This is a genomic window from Streptomyces sp. CRN 30 (assembly GCF_034105845.1).
Window position 1 is genome coordinate 34,067 of the sequence record NZ_JAVRHI010000011.1, and the last position, 21,737, is coordinate 55,803.

Sequence of the window (21,737 nt, forward strand, 5' to 3'; positions counted from 1 at the left end):
CCACGGGCCCCGGTCACCGTTCTCGGGTGCTGCGGCGCCCAGTTCCCTCCGCTGCGCCGCGGAGCGCTTCGGGCAAGTGGCGGAGAGATCACGCCGGGGCGGGAAGTCCGCAGGTGGCGGCGGGTTCTCCCGTTGCCGCGAGGTCGTTTCGCGGATGTCTCCCGTTGGCCGGACCGACGGGCCATAGCCGCCCGAGCACTAGAATATTGGGCTGGTTCACGCCGGACCGGAACATCCCGGGCAAACCTGTGGGCCGCCGGGGCCCCGAGGGCCCGGGTTCCGAGGCATGAAGGGTCCGATGGCTGCCGTACACGAAAGCTCCGATCTCGAACTGTCCGACGGCGAGGGGACGAGCCCAGAGCCCGACGGCACGGCGCGCTTCTCCGCCGGTCCGGCGGCGTCACCCCGCACGCTGATCGACATATTCGAGGCGTCCGTACGTGCGTACCCCGACGAGCCCGCGCTGGACGACGGCAGTCGCCTGCTGACCTACCGCGCGCTGGCCGCCGAGGTGGACCGGCTGCGGCGGCGGCTCGCGGAGGCCGGGGTCGGGCTCGGTGACCGCGTGGGCATCCGGGTGCCGTCCGGGACCGACGACCTGTACGTGGCGATCCTCGCCACCCTGGCCGCCGGTGCCGCCTACGTTCCCGTCGACGCCGAGGACCCGGACGAGCGGGCCGAGCTGGTGTTCGGGGAGGCGGAGGTGCGCGCCGTCGTCGGGGCGGAGCACGAGATCACCGTCCCGGCCCCGGGCGAGCGCCCCGCCGGGCGGCCCGGCGTCGAGCACGACGCCTGGATCATCTTCACCTCCGGCTCCACCGGCCGCCCCAAGGGCGTGGCCGTCACCCACCGCAGCGCCGCCGCCTTCGTGGACGCCGAGGCCGCGCTGTTCCTCACCGAGGAGCCGATCGGGCCCGGTGACCGGGTCATGGCGGGCCTGTCGGTGGCGTTCGACGCGTCCTGCGAGGAGATGTGGCTGGCCTGGCGGTACGGCGCCTGTCTGGTGCCGGTACCGCGCTCCCAGGTCAGGAGCGGCGCGGACCTCGGGCCCTGGCTGGTCGAGCAGGAGATCACGGTCGTCTCGACGGTGCCGACGCTCGCGGCGCTGTGGGAGCCCGAGGCTCTCAACGACGTACGCCTGCTGATCTTCGGCGGCGAGGCATGCCCGCCCGAGCTGGCGCAGCGCCTGGTCACCGAGGGGCGCGAGGTGTGGAACACCTACGGGCCCACGGAGGCGACCGTGGTGGCCTGTGCCTCGCTGATGAGCGGCGCGGAGCCGATCCGGATCGGGCTGCCGCTGGACGGCTGGGAGCTGGCCGTCGTCGACGAGGCGGGCGATCCCGTACCCATGGGCGGCAGCGGCCAGCTGGTGATCGGCGGGGTCGGGCTCGCCCGGTACCTGGACGACGGGAAGGACGCGGAGAAGTACGCGCCGCTGAAGTCTCTGGGCTGGGAACGCGCGTACCGCAGCGGTGACCTGGTGCAGGCCGAGCCCGAGGGGCTGGTGTTCCTCGGCCGGGCGGACGAACAGATCAAGCTCGGCGGGCGGCGCATCGAACTGGGCGAGGTCGACACGGCCCTGCAGGCGCTGCCCGGGGTGGCGGGCGCCGCGGCGGCGGTGCGCACCGCCCGCGGCGGCAACCAGCTCCTCGTCGGTTACGTCGTCGTCCAGGACGGCTGGGACCACGCGAGCGCCGTCGGGACGCTGCGCGCCGGGCTGCCCGCCGCGCTGGTCCCGCTGCTCGCGCCGGTCGCCGGACTGCCGACCCGGACCAGCGGCAAGGTCGACCGCGACGCCCTGCCGTGGCCCCTGGAGGGCCTGGAGCCCACCGGTCCCGTAGAGCAGCTCTACGGCACCGAGGCCTGGCTCGCGGAGCAGTGGACCGAGGTGCTCGGCGTCCCCGTGTCCGGCGCGCGGGACGACTTCTTCGCGATCGGCGGCGGCAGTCTCGCCGCCGCCCAGCTCACCACACGGCTGCGCACCCGCTACCCGAACGCGGCCGTCCTCGACATCTACCAGCAGCCGGTCCTGCGGAAACTGGCCCGGCGGCTGGCGGAGTCGGCGCAGGACAGCGGCGGCCGACGGGTGATCGCCCCGGTGCCGGTGCGCGCCCAGGCCGTCCAGTTGCTCGCCCTGATCCCCCTGTTCACGCTGACCGGGCTGCGCTGGAGCGTGGTCCTCGCCGCCCTCGGGAACCTGCTCCCCGGCTTCTCCTGGCTGCCGACCGCGTCCTGGTGGCTCGTCGCGGCCGGCGCCGCACTGCTGTTCAGCCCGCCCGGGCGGCTGGCGATCGGCGCGGGCGGGGCGCGGCTGCTGCTGCGGGGCGTCCCGCCGGGCCGGTACGCGCGCGGAGGGAGCGTCCACCTGCGGCTGTGGGCCGCCGAGCGGCTGGCCGAGCGCAGTGGGGCGACCTCGCTGACCGGGGGGTGGCTGCTGCGGTACGCGCGGCTGCTGGGCGCCCGGATCGGCCCGGACGTGGACCTGCACTCGCTGCCGCCGGTCACCGGCATGCTCAGGCTGGGGCGCGGGGCCGCGGTGGAGTCCGAGGTGGACCTGTCCGGCTGGTGGCTGGACGGCGACCGGCTGGAGATCGGCCCGGTCAGGGTGGGCGCGCACGCCGTCGTCGGGACGCGCAGCATCCTCTTCCCGGGCGCCCGGGTGGGCAAGCGGGCCGAGGTCGCGCCCGGTTCGGCGGTGACCGGGCAGGTGCCGACCGGGCAGTTGTGGGCCGGCGCGCCCGCGGTCAAGCTCGGCAAGGCCAAGCGGAACTGGCCCAAGGAGCGTCCGGCGCGGGGCATGCTCTGGCAGGTGCTGTACGGCGTGACGGGCTTCGGGATCGGCGCGCTGCCGGTGCTCGCGGGCGTGGCCGCGCTCCTCGTCGGACACCCGTTCATCGCACCGGAGGTGACGTTCGCGGGCGTCGTGCTCGCCCTCGTCCCGGCGACCCTGGCCTTCGGGCTGGTGTACGCCCTGCTGATCCTGGCCGGCGTACGGCTGTTGAGCCTGGGGCTGCGGGAGGGCACGCACCCCACGCACGGCCGGATCGGCTGGCAGGCCTGGACCGTCACCCAGCTGATGGACCGCTCGCGGGAGACGCTGTTCCCGCTGTACGCCGGGCTTGCCACGCCGGTGTGGCTGCGGCTCCTCGGGATGCGGATCGGCAAGGGCGCCGAGGTCTCGACCGTCCTGGCGCTGCCCAGTCTGACGACGGTCGGCGAGGGCGCGTTCCTGGCCGACGACACGCTGACCGCGCCGTACGAGCTCGGGGGCGGCTGGCTGCGGATCGGGCGGGCGGAGATCGGGCGGCGGGCCTTCCTCGGCAACTCGGGGATGACCGGCCCCGGCCGGTCGGTGCCGGAGGGCGGGCTGGTCGGCGTGCTGTCGGCGACGCCGAAGAAGGCCAAGAAGGGCAGCTCCTACCTGGGGCTGCCGCCGGTCCGGCTGCCCCGGGCACAGGCCGTCGGCGACCAGAGCCGGACGTACCACCCGCCGGCCCGGCTGCTGTGGGCGCGCGCGCTGGTGGAGCTGTGCCGGATCGTGCCGGTGCTGTGCTCGGCGGTGCTCGCCCTGCTGACGGTGGCCGCGCTGTGCGTGCTGGGCGGCTGGGCGCCGCTGCTGTCCGGTCTCGTACTGCTGGCGGCGGGGCTGCTGGCGGGCCTCGTGTCCGTGGTGGCGAAGTGGGCGCTCGTGGGGCGCCACCGCAGTGCGGAGCACCCGCTGTGGAGCTCCTTCGTCTGGCGCAACGAGCTGGCGGACACCTTCGTCGAGGTCCTCGCGGTGCCGTGGCTGGCGGGCTCGGTGCCCGGTACACCGGTGCTCACCGCATGGCTGCGCGCGCTCGGGGCGCGGATCGGCCGGGGGGTGTGGCTGGAGAGCTACTGGCTGCCCGAGGCCGACCTGGTCACCCTCGGGGACGCGGCGACGGTGAACCGGGGCTGTGTGCTGCAGACGCACCTCTTCCATGACCGGATCTTGCGGACGGATACTGTGGTCCTCCGTGCGGGCGCGACGCTGGGTCCCGGCGGGATCGTCCTGCCCGGCAGCACGATCGGCGCTCGTACGACCCTGGGCCCCGCGTCGCTGGTGATGGCGGCGGAGTCCGTGCCCGAGGACTCCCGCTGGCTGGGCAACCCGATCGAGTCGTGGCGTTCCTGAGCGCGATGCGGCCGGTCCTGGCGGGCATGAGTACCGGCACGAGGTTCGAGCACAGCGCAAGGAGCAGGCACAGCAGTGACCGTTCAGCAGGCAGTGGGCCAGGATCCGTACTTCCCGGCCAACGGTGATCCCCGCTACCGGGTGCACCGGTACGAGTTGGCCCTGGACTACCGCCCTGGCCCCAACCGGCTGTCGGGAACGGCGCGGATCAACGCCATAGCGGGCCGGTCGGCGCTGACGGAGTTCCAGCTCAACCTGGCGAACTTCAAGATCGGCCGGGTGCGGGTGGACGGCCGGCAGCCGCACTACACGCACCGCGGCGGGAAGCTGTGGGTGCGCCCGGCCAAACCGTTGCGCTCGGGCGCCGCCTTCACCGTCGAGGTGCAGTGGTCGGGCAATCCGAAGCCGGTGCACAGTCCGTGGGGCGGCCTCGGCTGGGAGGAGCTGGAGGACGGGGCACTGGTGGCGAGCCAGCCGGTCGGTGCGCCGTCCTGGTACCCGTGCAACGACCGGCCCGCGGACAAGGCGTCGTACCAGATCTCGGTCACCGTCCCGTCCGCGTACGCGGTGGTGGCGGGCGGGCGGCTGCTCACGCGGACTCCGAAGGCGTCGACGACGACCTGGGTGTACGAGCAGGCGGCGCCGACCTCCAGCTACCTGGTGGGCCTGTCGATCGGCAAGTACCAGACGGTGCTGCTCGGCGATCCGGGCCCGGGCGGTGTACCGCAGCACGGACACATCCCGGCGCACCTGCTTCCCGAGTTCTCACGGGACTTCGCGCGCCAGCCGCGGATGATGGAGCTGTTCCAGGAGCTGTTCGGGCCGTACCCGTTCGAGGAGTACGCGGTGCTGGTGACCGAGGAGGAGCTCGACGTCCCGGTCGAGGCGCAGGGGCTGTCGCTGTTCGGCGCCAACCACGTGGACGGGACGCGGGGTTCGGAGCGGCTGGTGGCGCACGAGCTGGCGCACCAGTGGTTCGGCAACAGCGTGTCCATCGCCGACTGGCGGCACATCTGGCTGAACGAGGGGTTCGCGAAGTACGCGGAGTGGCTGTGGTCGGAGCGGTCGGGCGGGCGCAGCGCCCACCAGCTCGCCGCGACGGCCCACCACATGCTCTCCGGCCTCCCCGAGGACCTCCGGCTGGCCGATCCCGGGCGCAAGTCGATGTTCGACGACCGCCTCTACGAACGCGGCGGACTGACCGTGCACGCGGTGCGGTGCGCGCTGGGCGACGAGCCGTTCTTCCGGATGCTGCGCGACTGGACCACGCAGCACCGGGGCGGCGCGGTGAGCACCGCGATGTTCATCGAGCACGCCTCCCGGCTCGCCGCCGAGCCGCTGGACGGCCTGCTCGGGGCCTGGGTGTACGGAACGCGACTGCCGCCGCTGCCCACTCCCCCTCCGGTGCCGGGTACGGCCGGTGCGACGCCTGTGACAGAGTCTCCGTACGGTGTGGAACGGTGAGGACCACCAGGCCCGGTTCGACCGCATGGCCGCCGAGGGCGGGGACGTGCACGGTGAGGCCGCGCTGGTGCGTTCCTTCCGGCCCGCCACCGTCCTCGACGCGGGGTGCGGGACGGGCAGGGTCGCGATCGAGCCGGCCCGGCACGGGATCGCCGTGGTGGGGGTGGACGTCGACGGGTCGATGCTCGACACCGCCCGGCGCCTGGCGCCCGGCATCCCCTGGCACCGTCGAGACCTGGTCGGCCTCGACCTGGGGACGACGTTCGACGTCGTGGTGATGGCGGGCAACGTCCCCCTGTTCACGCCGCCGGGCATGGAACCGGCACTGGTGGCGGGGGTGGCGAAGCACGTCCGTCCGGGAGGCCTTCTCGTGGCGGGGTTCTCCCTGGACCGTGGCTATGCGCCGGCCGACTACGACGCACAGTGCGACGCGGCGGGGCTCGTCCTCGACGCCAGGTTCGCTACGTGGTCCGGGGAACCCTTCGCTGACGGGGAGTACGCCGTGTCCGTGCACCGCAAGCCCTGACCGCCCGCCGCGCCCTCCGTGACCGGGATCAGGTACGTACGGGACACGCGGACGAGGGCCCCGACCGTCAGGCCGGGGCCCTCGTCCGCGTACCGCTCCGACGGTACGGGAGGTGGTGTCGCCCGTCTCGCCGACGCGGGACTCAGCCCGGGACGGTGATGCCGGCCGGCCGGGCGACGGGGAGTTCCCGTGCCGGGTTGCCCGCCCAACGGGTGCCGGGCGCCACCTGCTCGCCCTTCATCAGGAAGGAGTCGGCGGCCACCACGGCGCCGTCGCCCACACTGGAGCCGTAGTGCACCAGGGCCCCGACGCCGATCGTGCAGCCGTCGCCGACGGTGATCCGGTCGGACTTGAAGGTGCCGTCCTCCTGGGAATGGCACTGGAGCGCGGAGCCGAGGTTGAGGGTGCAGTCGTCCCCGACGGTGACGAGGGTGCGCTCGGTCATCCGGCAGCCGTCGTCGAAGAGCCGCCGCCCGACCCGCACGCCCAGCGCACGCCACCACAGGCCCTTGAACGGGGTGCCGTTTAGCAGGCGCAGCTCCGTCACCGCGTGCTTCCAGAAGCGTTCGTGCCGCCAGAACCGCGGGTGGTAGATCGAGCAGTTGAGCGGGCGCTGCCGGCGGAACCCGGTGGCGGCCCGCTCGCACACGACGGTGAAGACGATGGTGAACAGCAGCGACAGGGCGGTGGCCGCGGCGATCGCGACCGCGCCCAGCACGTCGTACAGGCCGGCCGCGGCCCGGAGGAGGACCAGCACGACGAAGGCGTGCATCCAGCGGGCGAACAGGAACGAGATCAGGGTGACCGCGTTGTGCCGGTTCTTGGCCGCGAGGCGGCGGCGCAGCTCCTCCCCGCTGCGGAGGTGGTCGAAGGCGGTGTCGCGCTCGACCGTCCGGGGAATCTCGAAGGGCGGCGAGCCGAGCAGCCCGGTGTCGTGCCGGACGGGGCCGTCGACGGGCACCATGGCCTTCGTCGCCAGCAGGACGTTGTCACCGGTCCGGCTGCGGGCGGGGAAGACGATGCCGTTGCCGACGAAGTTGTTCCTCCCGATCTCGACCCGCGACAGACGGAACGAGCTGCTGGAGTAGTCGGCGTTCAGCATCGACAGCCCGTCGGCGACCGTCGTGCCGGTGCCGACACGGCTCAGGTACGGGTCGTCCTGCTTGACCTCGCTGCCGAAGTTCGATCCGGTCTGTTCCACCCTGGAGAGGTTCCAGCCCAGGACGCGCAGGTAGGGCACGATCGCTGAGCTGTCACCGAACAGCCGGACGAGCTTCTTGGCGTTGGTCAGGCGCGTGATCGCCTGGTACAGCGAGTGGTGGAACCCGTAGAGCGGGTAGGTCCGGTCCACCCGCAGGGGAAGGTGCAGCAGCCGGGGCAGCGTGGACACCAGGAGCAGACCGCCGAGCAGCGAGCCGAAGTACATCGCGAACGACACGAGCAGGGCGGCCACGAGGGACGTCCAGCTGAGCACGGGCAGTGCGCCCGTGTACGTGAACGCGTCCAGCTGCGGGATCCCGGCGGTCAGCAGGCCGACGCCGCCGGCGGTGAGCGGTGCGTACAGCAGCAGCGTGGTCAGGAGCTGACCGGCGCCGAAGGAGAAACGGTCCCTGGCCGTGCGGCGGACCGGTTCGACCGTCCGGTACTCGGTCGTGCAGCGCTGCGCCGGGGAGCCGTGCCAGGACTGTCCCGCGGGAACCGACTGTCCGGGGTGCAGGGAGGAGGCGTGGCCGAGCTCGGCGCCGTCGCCCATCGAGGTGCGGATGTCCAGCACCGTCGCCTCACCGACGTATACCTCCCTGCCCAGGGTGACCGGGCCGGTCTGGACCCATCCGGCGTGCGCCCGGTAGCCGGAGAGGACGACGTTCTTGCTGATGACCGTACCGTCCCCGACGGTGAGCAGGTCGGTGCAGACCGGGACGTGGGTGGACAGGACCAGGGTGCCGCGTCCGATCCGCGCGCCCAGCGCCCTCAGGTAGAGGGTGTACAGGGGCGATCCGACGAACATCACCAGCGGGTTCAGCTGTACGAGCGTCTTCACGAGCCAGAAGCGCAGGTAGCCCGGACTCCAGATACGGATCCGGCGGGGCGTCCAGCGGCCGATCAGGATCCACTTGGCGGCGACCGGCAGGGCGCACACCCCGAGGAAGGCGCCACCGCCGAACAGCACCGCCCGCAGGTAGGTCGCCACGAGGCCCGACCCGGCGGCGACCCAGTCGTATCCGAGACCGAGGACCAGCGCCCCGGCGTACAGGTAGGCGAGGAAGGCCAGGAGCTGCGCCGCCCCGGTGAAGAGGTAGCCGGCCGTACTCGTCCTGGCCGGCGGCACGAGGTCGACCGGCGCCGCGGACGGTGGCGTGACGGAGGCGGGCGCGGGGGCCGTGAGCGCCCGGGCCAGACTCCGTACCGTCCGGTGCCGGTAGATGTCCTTCATCGACACCGACGGCAGGCCGTCGCGCTTTCTGGCCCGGGCGCAGAAGCGCGCCATGACCAGGGAGTCGGCCCCCAGGTCGTCGAAGAAGTCGCTGTCGGCCGACACCCGGTCGGCGCCCACCGCCTCGGCCAGCACCTCGGCGAGGAGGCGCTCGAGGCCGGCTTCGGGCTCGGCGGACGCGCCCGGAGCGGGCACGGTCCCGGCCGCGTCGGCCGTCGGGGCATGGTCAGTACGGTCCACGGCTGAACTCCTTGTATGTCGTCGCGATCAGTCGTCGCGATCAGTCGTCACGATCAGTCGTCGCGATCATGAGCGTGCGGGCGTACCGGGCCGGTCGACGGGCGGAGCCGGACGCCGGTGGGTCGCCGCATGGTTGTCACGGCACGTCAGCACCGGCCCGACGGTGCCGGAGGGCACCGGGCGGGGCCTCGGCCGGTGGACGGGTACGACGGGTACGACGGGTGCACATTCCGTGCCTGCCTCGGTCAGGAGACGGGTACGAAAGGCGGACGGCGGACCGGCCGGCGCCCCCGTCGGTGCCGCGACCGCCTTCGCCTTCGGTGAGGAGCACCGGTCCCACCGTGCGGGACGGGGCTGCACCACTGGTTGCAGCACCCCCTGCAGCGGGTGCGGGACAGTGCCTCACGCTGGTGAGTTCCTGCGGGGATAGCGGGACGGGCGGTGAACCTGCTGCAGCGGCATGCCGCCGGGCTGCGCCGGGTGCTCGGACAACCATTCGACGGCATCACGGGTCTTGCCACTGATCATGTTCGTGATCGCACTGTTGAGGAGATCATCATCATCGCCCTACGCAAGACCCTGACCGCCACCGCAGTCGTCGGCGCCGTCCTGGCGGGCTCGGCCGCCTGCGGCACGGTGCAGCAGCTCTCCGCCGGGAAGAGACTCGAGCAGGCCTTCGACAAGCTCGGTCAGGAGAAGACGCTCTCCTTCGAACTGAGCCTCGCCACCGATGAACAGAGCCTGCTGGCGCTGGACGCCTCGACGGACCCGGAGCCCGGCGAGGATGCCCGACGAGTTCGCCGACCTGCTCAGTGGCGCGAGGATGAGTTTCACCGTGCAGTCGAAGAAGCCGATCAACGAGTCCGGCGAGAAGGACTATGTCGGCATGACCATGAAGGTCAGCACCGAGGACAGCGATCTCGTCGAGTACCGGCTCATCGACGACTACGTCTACATCCGGTCCGACGCCGCCGCGCTCGGCGAGGCGCTGGGCGCCCCGGTGCCGTCGGCGAGGGACCTTCCCCCGGAGGCGGGCGCCTTCAAGAAGGCACTCGAGGGCGAGTGGGTGAAGATCGACGCCAAGAAGATGGAGGAGACCACCGCCGAGCTGGAGGCGGAGTCCGGCTTCGAGCCCTCTCCGGAACCCACCCTCGACGCCAGGACCCAGAAGGAACTGTTGGAGGCGGTCCGCTCGACCCTCGCCCGCGAGGTCGACTTCAAGACGTCCGACACCGAGGACGACTCCGAGCACATCATCGCCACCGCTCCGTTCCGTACGCTGATCACGGAACTCCTCGGCGAGATCCGCCCGCTCGCGGAGAAGCTGCCGCCGGGCGCGGAACTGCCCACGGACAAGGACCTCAAGGAGGCCCCGAACGCCGAGGTCACGGCCGACTTCACGCTCAAGAACGGCGAGCTGACCGAGGTCTACGTCGACCTGGCCGAGCTGGCCGAGAACGCGAAGGTGAAGGAGCTGGGTCTCCAGGTGCGGTTGAGCGAGGGCCGGACACCGACGGCCCCGGCCGACGCCACCGAGTTGGACATCGAGGACATGCTGGGCGGGTTCGGCTCCGCGATGATGAGCGAGGAGGATTTCGGCGAGGAGGACTTCTGACCGGGCGTTTCGTCCTGAGACTGGTGTCTGCTTCCGTCGGGTCAGATGTCACGCCCGCGCGACGGGTGTCCCAGCGACCTGTCCGACGACCGCTGGGCGTCGATCGAACCCGTGCTTACCGCCCGGTGGTCGATGCCGTCATGAGGCCGGGCGGCCGGAAGTCACCCGAGGCCGCCCCCGTCCCGTTGATGGAGCGGCGCAACACCGCTTCGATGGCCTCCTGCCGGGTGGCGCTCGGTCGCTCGGCAGCACTGACGAGGGGGACGGGGACCGTGAGACTGCGCGGAAGAGATCGCGGCCGTGGCCGCAAGGGCGGCCGCAGAGCGCGGCTGAGTGGAATATCGGGTGCGGTGGCGCTGGTCGGCGCTACCGCACTTGCCGTCTCGGCCGCTCCGGCCGAGGCCGTGCCGGCAGCGGCGGCACCGGCGCCGAGCCCCGGGGAGGTGTTACCGGGACAGGAGACGGCAACACCATCGCTGGTGCGGGGCATCCGTGAGCAGGCCCCAGCCACGGGCAGCGCGGCGGGTGCGGCCCGGAGCTACCTGGACGGCAGGCAGGAGCGGTACCGGATCGCGGACGCGGAGCGCGATCTGGTGCCCGCAGGCACCACCGCCCAGCACGGCCGGGAGACCGTACGGCTCCAGCAGCGGCACCGGGGCGTGCCCGTCCTCGGCGGCCAGTACGTCGTCCGCATGGAGAAGAAGGACGGCCGGCGGGTGGTCACCGGCACCTCCGGCAAGTACTTCACCGAGCTGCGCACCGGCACGACGGCCGAGGTCGGCGAGGCGCTCGCCGTCGAGCGTGCCGTCGACGCCGTCCTCACCGAGCTCGGCGACAGGCACTTCACCTCGAGGCCGCGCGCGGGTGACGAGACGGAGTCCCCGCTGGAGGGCACCTCCCGCGGGCTCGTCGTCCTGCCCACCGGAGCGGGCGTACTCACCCGGCACGTCACCGTGCGCGGCACCGACCCGGCGAGCGGCGGACCCGTGGTGCGTGAGGTCTACATCGACGCTCGTGCCGGATATCCGGTCCTCCAGTACAGCGGTATCAAGACGTTCGGCGCTCCCCTTCCGGCAGCCGGAAGGGCCGTGGCAGCCGGAAGACCCCCGGCAGCCAACTCGTCCGAGGCGGGCACCACCCGGGCTCAGACCGCCGAGGGGAGTACCGGCGTCCGACTCGACGGCACGACCGTCGCCCTCGGCGTGGACCGCGACGAGAACCGTGGCCTGTACGTGCTGCGTGACCGCTCCCGCGCCGCGGACGACGACCTCACCGGCAGACACGTCCTGTCCACCTGGGACGCGCGCGGCACGTGGGCCGGGGACGTGTCCGGACAGTGGCCCGCGGACATCCAGGAGTTCGGCTCGCCCACCCCCGCGTTCGGCGCCGAGGCCACCGACTCGGGCGCCGTGGACGCGCACTGGGCCGCCGGGCAGGTGTACGACTACTTCGCCCACGAGCACGGCCGGGACAGTCTCGACGACCACGGCATGGCCATCGACTCCCTGGTGGGCGTCACCGACTACGGGCAGCCGTGGGTCAACGCCTTCTGGGACGGTCGGAAGATGGTGTACGGCAGCGGAGACGCCGAGTACCTGCCGCTCTCCGCGGGCCTGGACGTCGTCGGCCACGAGATGACGCACGGCGTGATCGAACACTCCGCGAACCTGGTCTACGCGGGCCAGTCCGGCGCCCTCAACGAAGCCATCGCCGACTACTTCGGCAACGCCGTCGAGGCGCGGGTGTACGGCATCCCGGCGACGGACCCGGACTCGGGCCTGCTCGGTGAGCGGCTGTGCCGGACGAAGAGCCCCCGCGCGTGCGCGCTGCGCGACCTCGACGACGGGCGCACCACGGCCAGGTCGTTCCTCGGCGTCGGCTTCGGCACCGACAACGGCGGCGTGCACCTCAACTCGACCATCTTCGGCGGCGCCCTGTGGGACGTCCGCGAGGACCTCGGCGCCGACCTCACCGACCGGATCGTCTACAGGGCGCTGACCGAGTACCTCACGCCGCTCGACGGCTTCACCGAAGGGCGGGCCGCCGTCCTCGCGGCCGCCGCGGACCTGGGAGTCACGGGAGCCGAGGAACGGGCACTGCAGCGCGCCTTCACCGCCCACGGCATCGTGCCCGGTTGGGAGCTGGCCCTCGGGGTGGACTCCGACCCCCTCCTGGACCGGGTCAACACCACCGACACGAACCTGGGCGCGGGCGGCGGCTGGTGGGCGGCGTCCACGTCGAACGAGGACGGCTCGGAGCCGTACTCGGTGTGGGCCGGACGCGCCGACGGCACCGGACAACTGAAGCTGATGAGCCCCAACGACGGCCGCTACCACGTCAATCCGGCCACCGACGGCAGGACGGTGGTGTGGCAGGCGTACGGCACCGGCGGCGTCGACGTACTGGCCAGGCCGCTCGCGGGCGGACCGGTGAGGACGCTGTGGAGCGGCCGGAGCGGAGGCAGTTCCGTGGACGTCGACGGTGACGTCGTGACCTTCTCCTACGCCAACCACGGCGGGCGCCAGGGGGTGGCCTACCTGAGCCTGAAGGACCCGACGGACAAGGTGACGATCGGCGGGGGCACCTACCACCGGGCGTACTCCCCGTCGGTGAGCGACGGCAAGGTCGCCTACCAGGAGAGGCGGCGGGTGCGTGCCGCCGAGTACGCGCTGACCACCCGGGTCGTCGACGTGGCGACCGGCGAGAACACGGAGATCCAGTCGGCTCCGGATGCCACGGGTCTCGGCCCGACGGCCGTCAACGGCACGTACGTCTTCTGGCTCGTCGACGAGGACGACGGAGCGGGCACGACGGCCCTGCGCCGCGCCGCGCTCGACGGTTCCGAAGTGGTGGACCTCAGCCCGGAGGCAGGACCGGACGGACTGAACGCCCGCGACGTCACGGTCTCCGAGGACACGGTGACGGTCGTCGCCCACCTCCCCGGTACCGGTACCGGTACCGACCTGACCAACGAGGCGACCACCAAGCTCCACCAGTTCGCCGCGGGCGGGTCGCCCGAGGACCCGGCCACCCGTAAGGGCCGCGTCTCCTGCAACCGCGGTGAGCAGGCATCGGCCGCGGCGGTGGCCGGCAGCCAGGTGGTGTGGCTGGACTCGACCACCGGCACCACCGACCTGGTGACCCGTACCCGGCCGACGGGCCGGTGCGACTGATCCACGGAGCAACGCTCCGCCGGCTCACACGCCGATCGAAACGGCCACTGTGACGTCGGGCGAGGAGCACCGGCGCCCACCGCACGGGGTGGGCGCCGGAACCCGCCGCGTCCTTCCAGCACTTGTCGAGTCGGGCGGACGGGACACCGTAGCCGCCCCTACGAATCAGCACCGGGGCCACCACCGGGACGGCCGCGCTCACGACGCTGCCCGCCGGGGCGGAGGTCCCGGTGAAGTGCCCGAAGCGCGGTGAGCAGGTCAGCGTGCCGCCCTACGTCAACGACTGGAGGTCCTACCCGCCCCCCGGTACGGCGGCTGCATGAGCACCATCGACCTCAGCTCACCGGAGAACCAGGTATCCGGCGTGCCGGTGTGCTGACGGCACAGCAGCCGTCGTCGGCCCCGGCCGAGCCGCAGCTCGGCCATGACCCAAGCGCCGCGGCGGCGGCGGTCATCGTGTGCGGGGGCGGGACCGGAAGGGACACCGATGGGAGGCCGTCACAGACCCGCGTGATCCAGCAGGAGACCGCCGCCCGGGGCGGTGCCCGCGGGTTTCACGATGAACAGCCAGTCCACAGATGCTCCTCCACTCCTGCATGCCCTGGCCCGTACCACGTACAGCCCGGATCTCACCCGTGCTGCCCGGTACGAGGAGCCTCCACGGGGTGCGCGGCGGCGATGATGCCGGTGCGGTCCCCGTGAAGGTTCGCGTTCACGAGGTGCCGCAGGCCCTGCGCGGGCGGGCGGCCGACGTCCGGAACGTCATGGCGGCGCCGGGTGCGTCAGGCGGTGGGCACGAGTCCGACCAGCGTCCGGGAGCGCAGGAAGCCCCGTCGCGGCAGGGTGACCAGATGGGTCCCCTGCCACGACGGAGCTCGGCCGGCCGGGCGGCGTATCACCGGCGTCCGGCAGAGGCCGGTGCCGTGTGCGGCGCTCCCCGGCTCAGCCGAAGTTCACGTCGCTGCACCACATGTAGGCCTGGTCGAGGTGCGAGGCCTGCCAGATGACGAACAGGACGTGGTGTCCGGTGTAGCCGGAGGTCTGGACGGGGAACGTGATGTTCTGCGCCGGGGCGTAGCGGCCGGTCTGCGTGATGAAGTCGAGGTTGCCCCAGCCCAGGGTCTGGGTCTTGGGGTTGAAGCCCTGCTTGCTCACGTAGACCTTGAAGTAGTCGGCACCGTGGGACGCCTGGTCGTGCAGCTGGACCGTGAAGTTGTTGCTGATGTTGGTCGTCTTCCACTGTCCGGGCTTGTCCAGGCTGGCGTTCCTGGACAGGTTGTTGCTGCAGAGCGTCCCGTCGGGGGTCCGCGCCTGGAACTGGCCACCGAGGCCGTCGCGGAGCGCGCTCATCCAGTTCCACATGGTGTCGGAGTTGGCCTGGAAGGCCTGCCAACACATGGGGTCTTCCGTCTGCATGGCCGGGCTCATGTGGTTGCTGCCCCACGTCTTCCAGCACTGGTACGCGCGGGAGGCGGGATTGACGATGGTGCCGTGCGCCTGGGCGGGGGCCGACCAGGTCAGTGCGCCGACAACCACGGCGAACAGCATGACGAGCGCCTGGAGAGGCCGGCGGAGGGACGACCGCGAACGCCCGGTCAACGAACTCTGTGTGCGCATGTGGGGGGAGCTCCTTCCAGTGACAAGGCTGTTGTGGGAGCGCTCCCAACGGTAGGACCTCTGAGTGCGATGTCAATAAAGAAAACAGAGTTGATTTCAGGGATGGGCAGCGAGCAGGGAACCTGCCGTGAACCGGGAGTCAGAACCGTTGTTGCGGACAGGGCTGCCCCTCGATGAACCGGCGGCACGCTACCGGGAACATGCCTGACCGAGGAGCCCGACCATTACATCCGGAGGGACATCGGCTTACCATGACGCCGCGTCAGTTCACGGTCTCGCAGTTCCGGATCAGCAAGGAAGACTGCCTTCACGACCGGTTCCGCCCGGTCACCGGCAGCACCTCGCCACGCAGGTCGGTCCACCGTCACTCCACCGAGATGAGGTCTCGTGAACCGAAACCGAGCCGCCGTCAGCGCGGTCGCCGTGACCCTGTTCACCACCGGCATCGCCGGCATCGCCGTCGACCCGGCAGCCGCCACCACGACAACCACCACCACCGCCACCGCCACCGAGGCGAAGGCCCGCGTCGGGGCCGACTGGGCATCTCAGTCGATCGTCTTCACCGCTGCCGCAGGGCAGGCCAACAACCTCAACATATTCTCCATGTACACCAGCGACGGGATCCGGCGGATCGGCTTCAGCGACGTGGTCCCGCTCGAACCGGGCGACCACTGTGCGTACTCGAGAGCCGAGGACACCACCTCCGTCGTCTGCGAACTGCCCGCCGACAGCCCCCGGCCCGACAGGATCGACGCCTTCCTCGGCGACGGCAACGACACGATCGCCGCCTTCACCCCCGGGATCGGCACCGTCAGCGGCGGCCCCGGCGACGACGAACTGCACGCCCACACCGCGCGCACGGTGCTGGGCGGCGCGGGGAACGACATGGTCATGGGACCCGCCGCCCTGCACGGCGGCGACGGCATGGACCACCTGATGGGTGACAGCGGCAACCAGCAGATGTGGGGCGGCCGTGGCGACGACATGATCGAGGGCTACGACGGTGACGACACCGTGCACGCCGGCCCCGGCGACGACCGGGTCATGGGCGGGGACGGCCGCGACATCATCCTCGGTGGCCCCGGCAACGACACACTGGACGGCGAAGGCGGCGACGATCTCGTCTGCGGTGGCACCGGAAAGGACACCCTCGAAGGCGGACCCGGCCGCGACATCGTCCTCCCGTGAGTGCGCCTCCATGCCGGAGTTCCTGGCCCGCGGCGCGAACAGCGTCGCGGGTCGCCGGGCCACCGCCGGCGGCGACCCGCCCCCCTAGGGCCTGTTGCGAAAGTCCCGCCTGCCGGGCGACGCCATGCACGCACTCTCGCCGCACCGGGCCCAGACCCGTGTACATCCAGTACGAGGGTCTGGGCCCGGCACGGCGAGAGCACGCACCTGACGCCGCCCGGCCCGCCCTTCGGGCGGACGACGCGACTTTCGCAACAGGCCCTAGCCGCGTCAACCGCGAACGCCGCAGACGGCGGGCGACTGCACGACACGAAGTGACCCGGCGGAACCGGACCGTCGAACCCGTCGGTCGGCGCGGGCGCGAGTCTCCACGTTGCTCGGCCTACCCGCCCCGTGGAGACCGGTCGAGGTCGCTCTTCCACTGGATGACCCGCAGTCGCGGCGAGCGGTTCAGCACCCTCCGCACGCCGACCCGGGAAGGTGCGCCCTCGAAGCCAGGGCCGTGCCGGATCCGGCCCGGCGCCGCCGAGGACGTCGAAACCGTGGACCCGTTCCGCGTCCACCGGCCCCGGGCGCCCGCACTGCCGTCACGATCACGCACGGCTCCTCCTTCTCCACTCATCGCCGCGGGAGCAAAGGCACCAGCCGCCCCTGGTGGATGAGTGACGCGGCCTGTTTGAGGGTACGCAGCCGGACGCTCACCGTGTAGCCGGTGATGCCGGGGACCGTGGCGAGATCGCGGCTGAGGAAACCGTAGAAGTCGGCGACATCCGTGCACATGACGATCGCCATGAGGTTCTGGTCGCCGCTGGTGGCCGCTGCGAAGACGACACGGGGAAGAGCGGCGACAGCCGTACCCGTCTCGTCCAGCCGCTCCGGCGAGGTACGCATCCACAGCGCCGCGCCGAAGGGGTAACCCAGCCGCTCCAACACCAGATCCACGTCGTAGAGGAGGGTGCCCGAGCCCTCCAGGGCCTCCATGCGTCGCGCGATCCGGCCGGTGGTCCAGCCGGTGCCCTCCGCCAGCGTGGCCTGGCTCGCTCGGCCGTCCTCGGCGAGGACGGCGAGCAGCGCGCCGTCCTCCTGTCGCAGTTCGGCCGGCGGGCCCTTCGGTTCCTGACGCGGGTGACGCTCGAGGAGCAGCGCCACCGCCTCCTCCGGAAGGGAGGGGCCGAGCCGTGCCCAGTCGGCGCCGGGCGGGGAGTAGGCATGCAGCACCATGCGCGTGGTGACGTCCAACACGCCTGGCGAGCGCCCCAGTTGACGCAGCACATCCGGTACCCGGCCGTCGTGGGGCGCCTCCATCGCACAGACGATCTCCGAGCCGCCGAAGGAGATGTTCGCGAAGGAGATCTCGGGCAATCGGGTCACTGCCTCGGCCAGTGCATCGATCCTGTCCGGTCGCAGAGTGATCCGCACGATACTCGCCGTGAGCCCGTGCACCGCCGGGTTGACGAGCCCCACGACCCGCATGGTGCCCGCACGCCGCATGGCCCGGTACCGTCGCGCGACGGTCTGTTCCGACACCCCCACCGCCTCTCCGATCACGCGGAACGGCGCACGCGGCACCACGTGCAGCGCATGGAGGATCTGACTGTCGAGGGCGTCGAGCATGGCGGAAGCATTGCACGAGACTCCCGGCGGCAGCAGTTTCCCTCGAATGCGTGGCAGAGGTTTGGCGGAATCACCGAGTGTGACGGAGACTCCTGAAGGATGTATGAGCGGACTCACGGTGCGTCCCTTCATGCTCGCGGCGGGGCGCCGTCCGGTGTACACGCCGCGAGCGACGTTCCGTGCGCGGGCGGGGCCGGCGCCACGTCGACGCGGTCCGGCAGCGTCGCCGCCCGTCTCGTCCGGCCCTGGTGAGCGCGGCCCCTCGACCGCCCCGTTCCGCTACGGCCGGACCCGCCGTACCGCTCGTGTGTCCTCACTCGTCCCTCGCGCCGGACCTCCGGTGCTCCGAAGGAGTCTCCTCTTGTCCCAGTCACCGCCCGCCGCCGAACCCCGTCGCGGAGTGACGCTCCTCCTGGCCTGCCTCGGGGTCTTCGTCGCCTACCTGCCGGTGACGAGCGTCTCGGTGAGCCTCACCGCCATCCAGGCGGCCCTCTCCACGACCACCTCACAGCTGTCCTGGGTCTCCTCCGCCTTCGTCCTGCCGATGGCCGCCTTCATCCTCACCGCCGGGGTCTTCGGTGACGTCCACGGCCGCAAGAAGGTCTATCTCGCCGGGCTGCTGCTCTCCGCCGCCGGCGCCGCGACCTCGCTCACCGCACACTCGATCGGCCAGCTGTGGGCGGGGCAGGCGCTCTCCGGGATCGGTGCCGCCGCGCTGCTGCCGACGACGCTCGCGCTCATCAGCCACGCCGTGCCCGACCACCGCGAGCGCGGGAAGTTCATCGGCTTCTGGGCGATGTGCCTGCTCGGCGCGCTCGCCGTCGGTGGCGTGGTCGCCGGGGTGATCCTGGGCCAGGCGGGCTGGCGGTGGATCTTCCTCGTGCCGATACCCGTCGCGCTGTCCGCCTTCGGCGTCTCCCTGCGGCTGCTTCCCGAAAGCCGCGCTCCGCGCTCCGGACGGCTGGACTGGCCCGGACAGATCACCGCCGCGCTCGCCATCACCGCGCTCGTCTACGGAGTCATCCAGGGCGGCGCGGGTTCCTTCGGCGACCCACTGGTCGTCGTCGCGCTCGCCGTCGCGGTCATCAGCGGGACCGCCTTCGTCGTGGCCGAGCGGCGCTCCGCGCATCCCATGCTCGACCTCGCACTCTTCCGCAGCCCCGGCTTCACCGCCACCACCCTCGTCGCCATGGTCATGTTCCTCGGCATGATCGGCTTCTTCTTCGTGCTGAGCCTCTACTTCGGCATGGTCCAGCACCTCGACACACTCGGTGCCGCCTGGCGGATGCTCCTGATCACCGGGGCCGCCCTGCTCGTCAGCGGGGTCGCGGGGCGCGTCATGCACAAGGTCTCACCGCGCCTCATGATCACCACTGGACTGCTCATGGTGACCGTCGCGCTGCTCACACTGCTCGGAGCCGATGCGGGTACGTCCCTCGCCTCGCTCTCCTGGCGGCTGGTCCTGCTCGGCCTCGGTATGGGATTCGTGACGACGCCGATGACGGCCGTCGCCGTCGCCTCCGTGCCGCACCCGCTCGCCGGGATGGCCGCCGCGGGGAACAACGCCTTCCGGCAGGTCGGCGGCGCGCTCGGCCCCGCCGTGCTCGGCGCCCTCCTCACCAGTCGCGCCGTCTCCGCACTGCCCGGCCACCTCTCCGACGCCGGCGTCGACGGCCCGCTGGCCGACCGGGTCACCCAGGCGGTCCGCGACGACGGTCTCGGCGCGGTCGGCTCGGTACCGCTCGGCGAGCGGACCGGCCAGGTCTGGGGCGCGGTCGGCGACGCCTTCCTCGACGGCATGCGCCTGTGCCTGACCGTCTCGGCCGCGCTGACGTTCCTGGCGGCCGTCCTCGCCTTCGTCCTGCTGCGCCCCGGCGCGAGCCGTACGGGAACGGCGAAGGTGGTACGCGAGTCGGTCGCCCAGACGCCGAGCACGCCTGAGCGGTCCGGGGCCGTCGTGGGCGAAGGCTTCTGACGGGCCCCGCACCCTGCGCGGACAAGGACCGCCCCACGGTCGCCGCCGATCGCCACCCGGTCGGCGAGGATCGTCGAGGACACGAGGGAAGCGCCTCTTCGTGCACGTACGGGCCCGGATCACTCTCCGCCGCCCGGGAAGCGAACGCCCCGACGGCCCGGTGTCCCCCGGGCGGCGGACCAGGTCCACGCCTCGGTGCGGGGCGCTCAAGGGCGGCGCGATCGTGTGGAGCGATGTTCCCGGACACTTCCGCCGACGCGGCGCGGGGGTGTCCGGGTCCGCTCTTACGAAGCACTGTCGAGACTACGTACGAACATGCAGGTAGAGCCCCAGCCGTCAGGTCGAGGCCGTCATCCGCGTATCGCTACAGCGAGTGCGAGTGTCCGAGGCCGGAGTCGGCCACTGACGACACGAGGGTGGTCGCGCGGGGGCGACCCGGGCTGCGCGGTGCTTCAGGTGCCTGAGCCTCGCGTCATGCGAAGTGAACTTCACGAGCGTCCGTCCCGGAGCGATGGCCACTGACTCAACCATGCGGGTGCGCACCAAGGTGATGGTGTGCAGCACGGAGGCGTTGCCCCGCGGCCAGTACGCACACGTCTCGAGCCCGCTTCGAAACATTCGATATCGCGAGTCGGAGCATCCACCCTGAGGCCCGTAGTCCACTGCGGGGCGCGACTCTAGTTGACACGAAAGAGCGATTGACCTGCTCCGTAGTCCTGGCGGAGGGGGCGCTCGATAGCCGCAAGTTTCGAGTCGGATACCGAAACCATTGACACTTGACGGGACCACGCCAACACTGTTCGCCATTCGCGTCCCGCACCTACCCGCTCCCCTCTTCCCTCAGGAGGACGCACGGAGATGAACGCGTTGATTGACAGGAGTCTCAGGCGTGGCTGGGCCCTCGTGCTCGCCGCCGTGATCACACTGCTGCTCCCGTCGGCCGCCCACGCCGACACGGTCGTCACCACGAACCAGACCGGCACGCACGAGGGTTACTACTACTCGTTCTGGACCGACGCGCCCAACACGGTGTCCATGAACATGAGTTCCGGCGGCAACTACAGCACGTCCTGGCGCAATACCGGCAACTTCGTCGCCGGCAAGGGATGGAGCAACGGCAGCCGCAGGACCGTGACCTACTCGGGCACCTTCAACCCGTCCGGCAACGCCTACCTGACGCTGTACGGATGGACGTCGAACCCGCTCGTCGAGTACTACATCGTCGACAACTGGGGCACCTACCGGCCCACGGGAACGTTCATGGGCACCGTCAACAGCGACGGCGGTACGTACGACATCTACAGGACGACGCGGTACAACGCCCCGTCCGTGGAGGGCACACGCACCTTCGACCAGTACTGGAGCGTCCGGCAGTCGAAGCGGACCGGCGGAACCATCACCACCGGCAACCACTTCGACGCCTGGTCCCGGGCCGGCATGCGCCTGGGCTCCTTCAACTACTACATGATCATGGCGACCGAGGGATACCAGAGCAGCGGCAGCTCCAACATCACTGTGGGCGGCACCGGTTCGGGCGGTGGTGGCGGTGGCGGGGGCGGCGGAACCGGCTGCTCCGCGACCCTGTCCGCGGGCGAGCAGTGGAGCGACCGCTACAACCTCGACGTCTCCGTCAGCGGCTCCAGCAACTGGACCGTCACCATGAACGTCCCCTCCCCCGCCAAGGTCCTCTCCACCTGGAACACCAGCGCCACCTACCCCAACGCCCAGACCCTCA

The 21,737-nt window shown here is 71.5% G+C and carries 11 protein-coding genes; 8 read left to right on the top strand and 3 right to left on the bottom strand.

Annotated elements, in window-relative coordinates; translation table 11 throughout:
* Window positions 1-298: 298 nt before the first annotated feature.
* The 3 genes from UW392_RS01210 (at window position 299) to UW392_RS01220 (ending at window position 6,146) form a co-directional block, all read left to right on the top strand.
* Entirely contained in the window at window positions 299-4,156 is a 3,858-nt protein-coding gene (locus UW392_RS01210) for a Pls/PosA family non-ribosomal peptide synthetase (protein WP_320772924.1), read from the top strand.
* A 75-nt stretch (window positions 4,157-4,231) separates the two neighbouring features.
* Window positions 4,232-5,620, top strand: coding sequence for a M1 family metallopeptidase (locus tag UW392_RS01215; RefSeq protein ID WP_320772925.1), 1,389 nt, complete (start codon window positions 4,232-4,234; stop codon window positions 5,618-5,620).
* A 25-nt stretch (window positions 5,621-5,645) separates the two neighbouring features.
* Complete coding sequence (locus UW392_RS01220) at window positions 5,646-6,146, top strand: class I SAM-dependent methyltransferase (RefSeq protein WP_320772935.1); 501 nt, start codon at window positions 5,646-5,648, stop codon at window positions 6,144-6,146.
* Window positions 6,147-6,288: 142 nt separating this feature from the next.
* Here the strand turns inward: UW392_RS01220 and UW392_RS01225 are convergent, their stop codons facing one another.
* Window positions 6,289-8,820: a Pls/PosA family non-ribosomal peptide synthetase gene (locus UW392_RS01225; RefSeq protein WP_320772926.1), complete on the bottom strand. Its 2,532-nt coding sequence runs from the start codon at window positions 8,818-8,820 to the stop codon at window positions 6,289-6,291.
* A gap of 784 nt (window positions 8,821-9,604) precedes the next feature.
* On the opposite strand from UW392_RS01225, the gene UW392_RS01230 reads away from it, so the two are divergent.
* Both UW392_RS01230 and UW392_RS01235 read left to right on the top strand, forming a co-directional pair.
* Window positions 9,605-10,435 (top strand): hypothetical protein, encoded by an 831-nt coding sequence (locus UW392_RS01230; RefSeq protein ID WP_320772927.1) that lies wholly within the window; start codon window positions 9,605-9,607, stop codon window positions 10,433-10,435.
* 212 nt (window positions 10,436-10,647) lie between these two features.
* The gene (locus tag UW392_RS01235) at window positions 10,648-13,608 is read left to right on the top strand and encodes a M4 family metallopeptidase (RefSeq protein WP_414495382.1); all 2,961 of its coding nucleotides are present in this window, start codon (window positions 10,648-10,650) and stop codon (window positions 13,606-13,608) included.
* Between the two features lie 942 nt (window positions 13,609-14,550).
* Here the strand turns inward: UW392_RS01235 and UW392_RS01240 are convergent.
* Window positions 14,551-15,156 (bottom strand): lytic polysaccharide monooxygenase, encoded by a 606-nt coding sequence (locus tag UW392_RS01240; RefSeq protein WP_320772936.1) that lies wholly within the window; start codon window positions 15,154-15,156, stop codon window positions 14,551-14,553.
* Between the two features lie 456 nt (window positions 15,157-15,612).
* Between UW392_RS01240 and UW392_RS01245 the strand changes: the two genes are divergently transcribed.
* On the top strand, window positions 15,613-16,413 hold the full coding sequence (locus UW392_RS01245) for a calcium-binding protein (protein WP_320772929.1): 801 nt from the start codon (window positions 15,613-15,615) through the stop codon (window positions 16,411-16,413).
* A 618-nt stretch (window positions 16,414-17,031) separates the two neighbouring features.
* On the opposite strand, the gene UW392_RS01250 is transcribed toward UW392_RS01245, so the two are convergent.
* Complete coding sequence (locus UW392_RS01250) at window positions 17,032-18,027, bottom strand: Lrp/AsnC family transcriptional regulator (protein ID WP_320772930.1); 996 nt, start codon at window positions 18,025-18,027, stop codon at window positions 17,032-17,034.
* A 400-nt stretch (window positions 18,028-18,427) separates the two neighbouring features.
* On the opposite strand from UW392_RS01250, the gene UW392_RS01255 reads away from it, so the two are divergent.
* Together UW392_RS01255 and UW392_RS01260 are read left to right on the top strand one after the other, a co-directional pair.
* A complete protein-coding gene (locus UW392_RS01255) occupies window positions 18,428-20,002 on the top strand; it encodes an MFS transporter (protein WP_414495384.1) in 1,575 nt (524 codons plus the stop codon).
* 858 nt (window positions 20,003-20,860) lie between these two features.
* Window positions 20,861-21,737: glycoside hydrolase family 11 protein (locus tag UW392_RS01260; RefSeq protein ID WP_320772932.1), on the top strand; the 877-nt coding region annotated here is incomplete at its 3' end.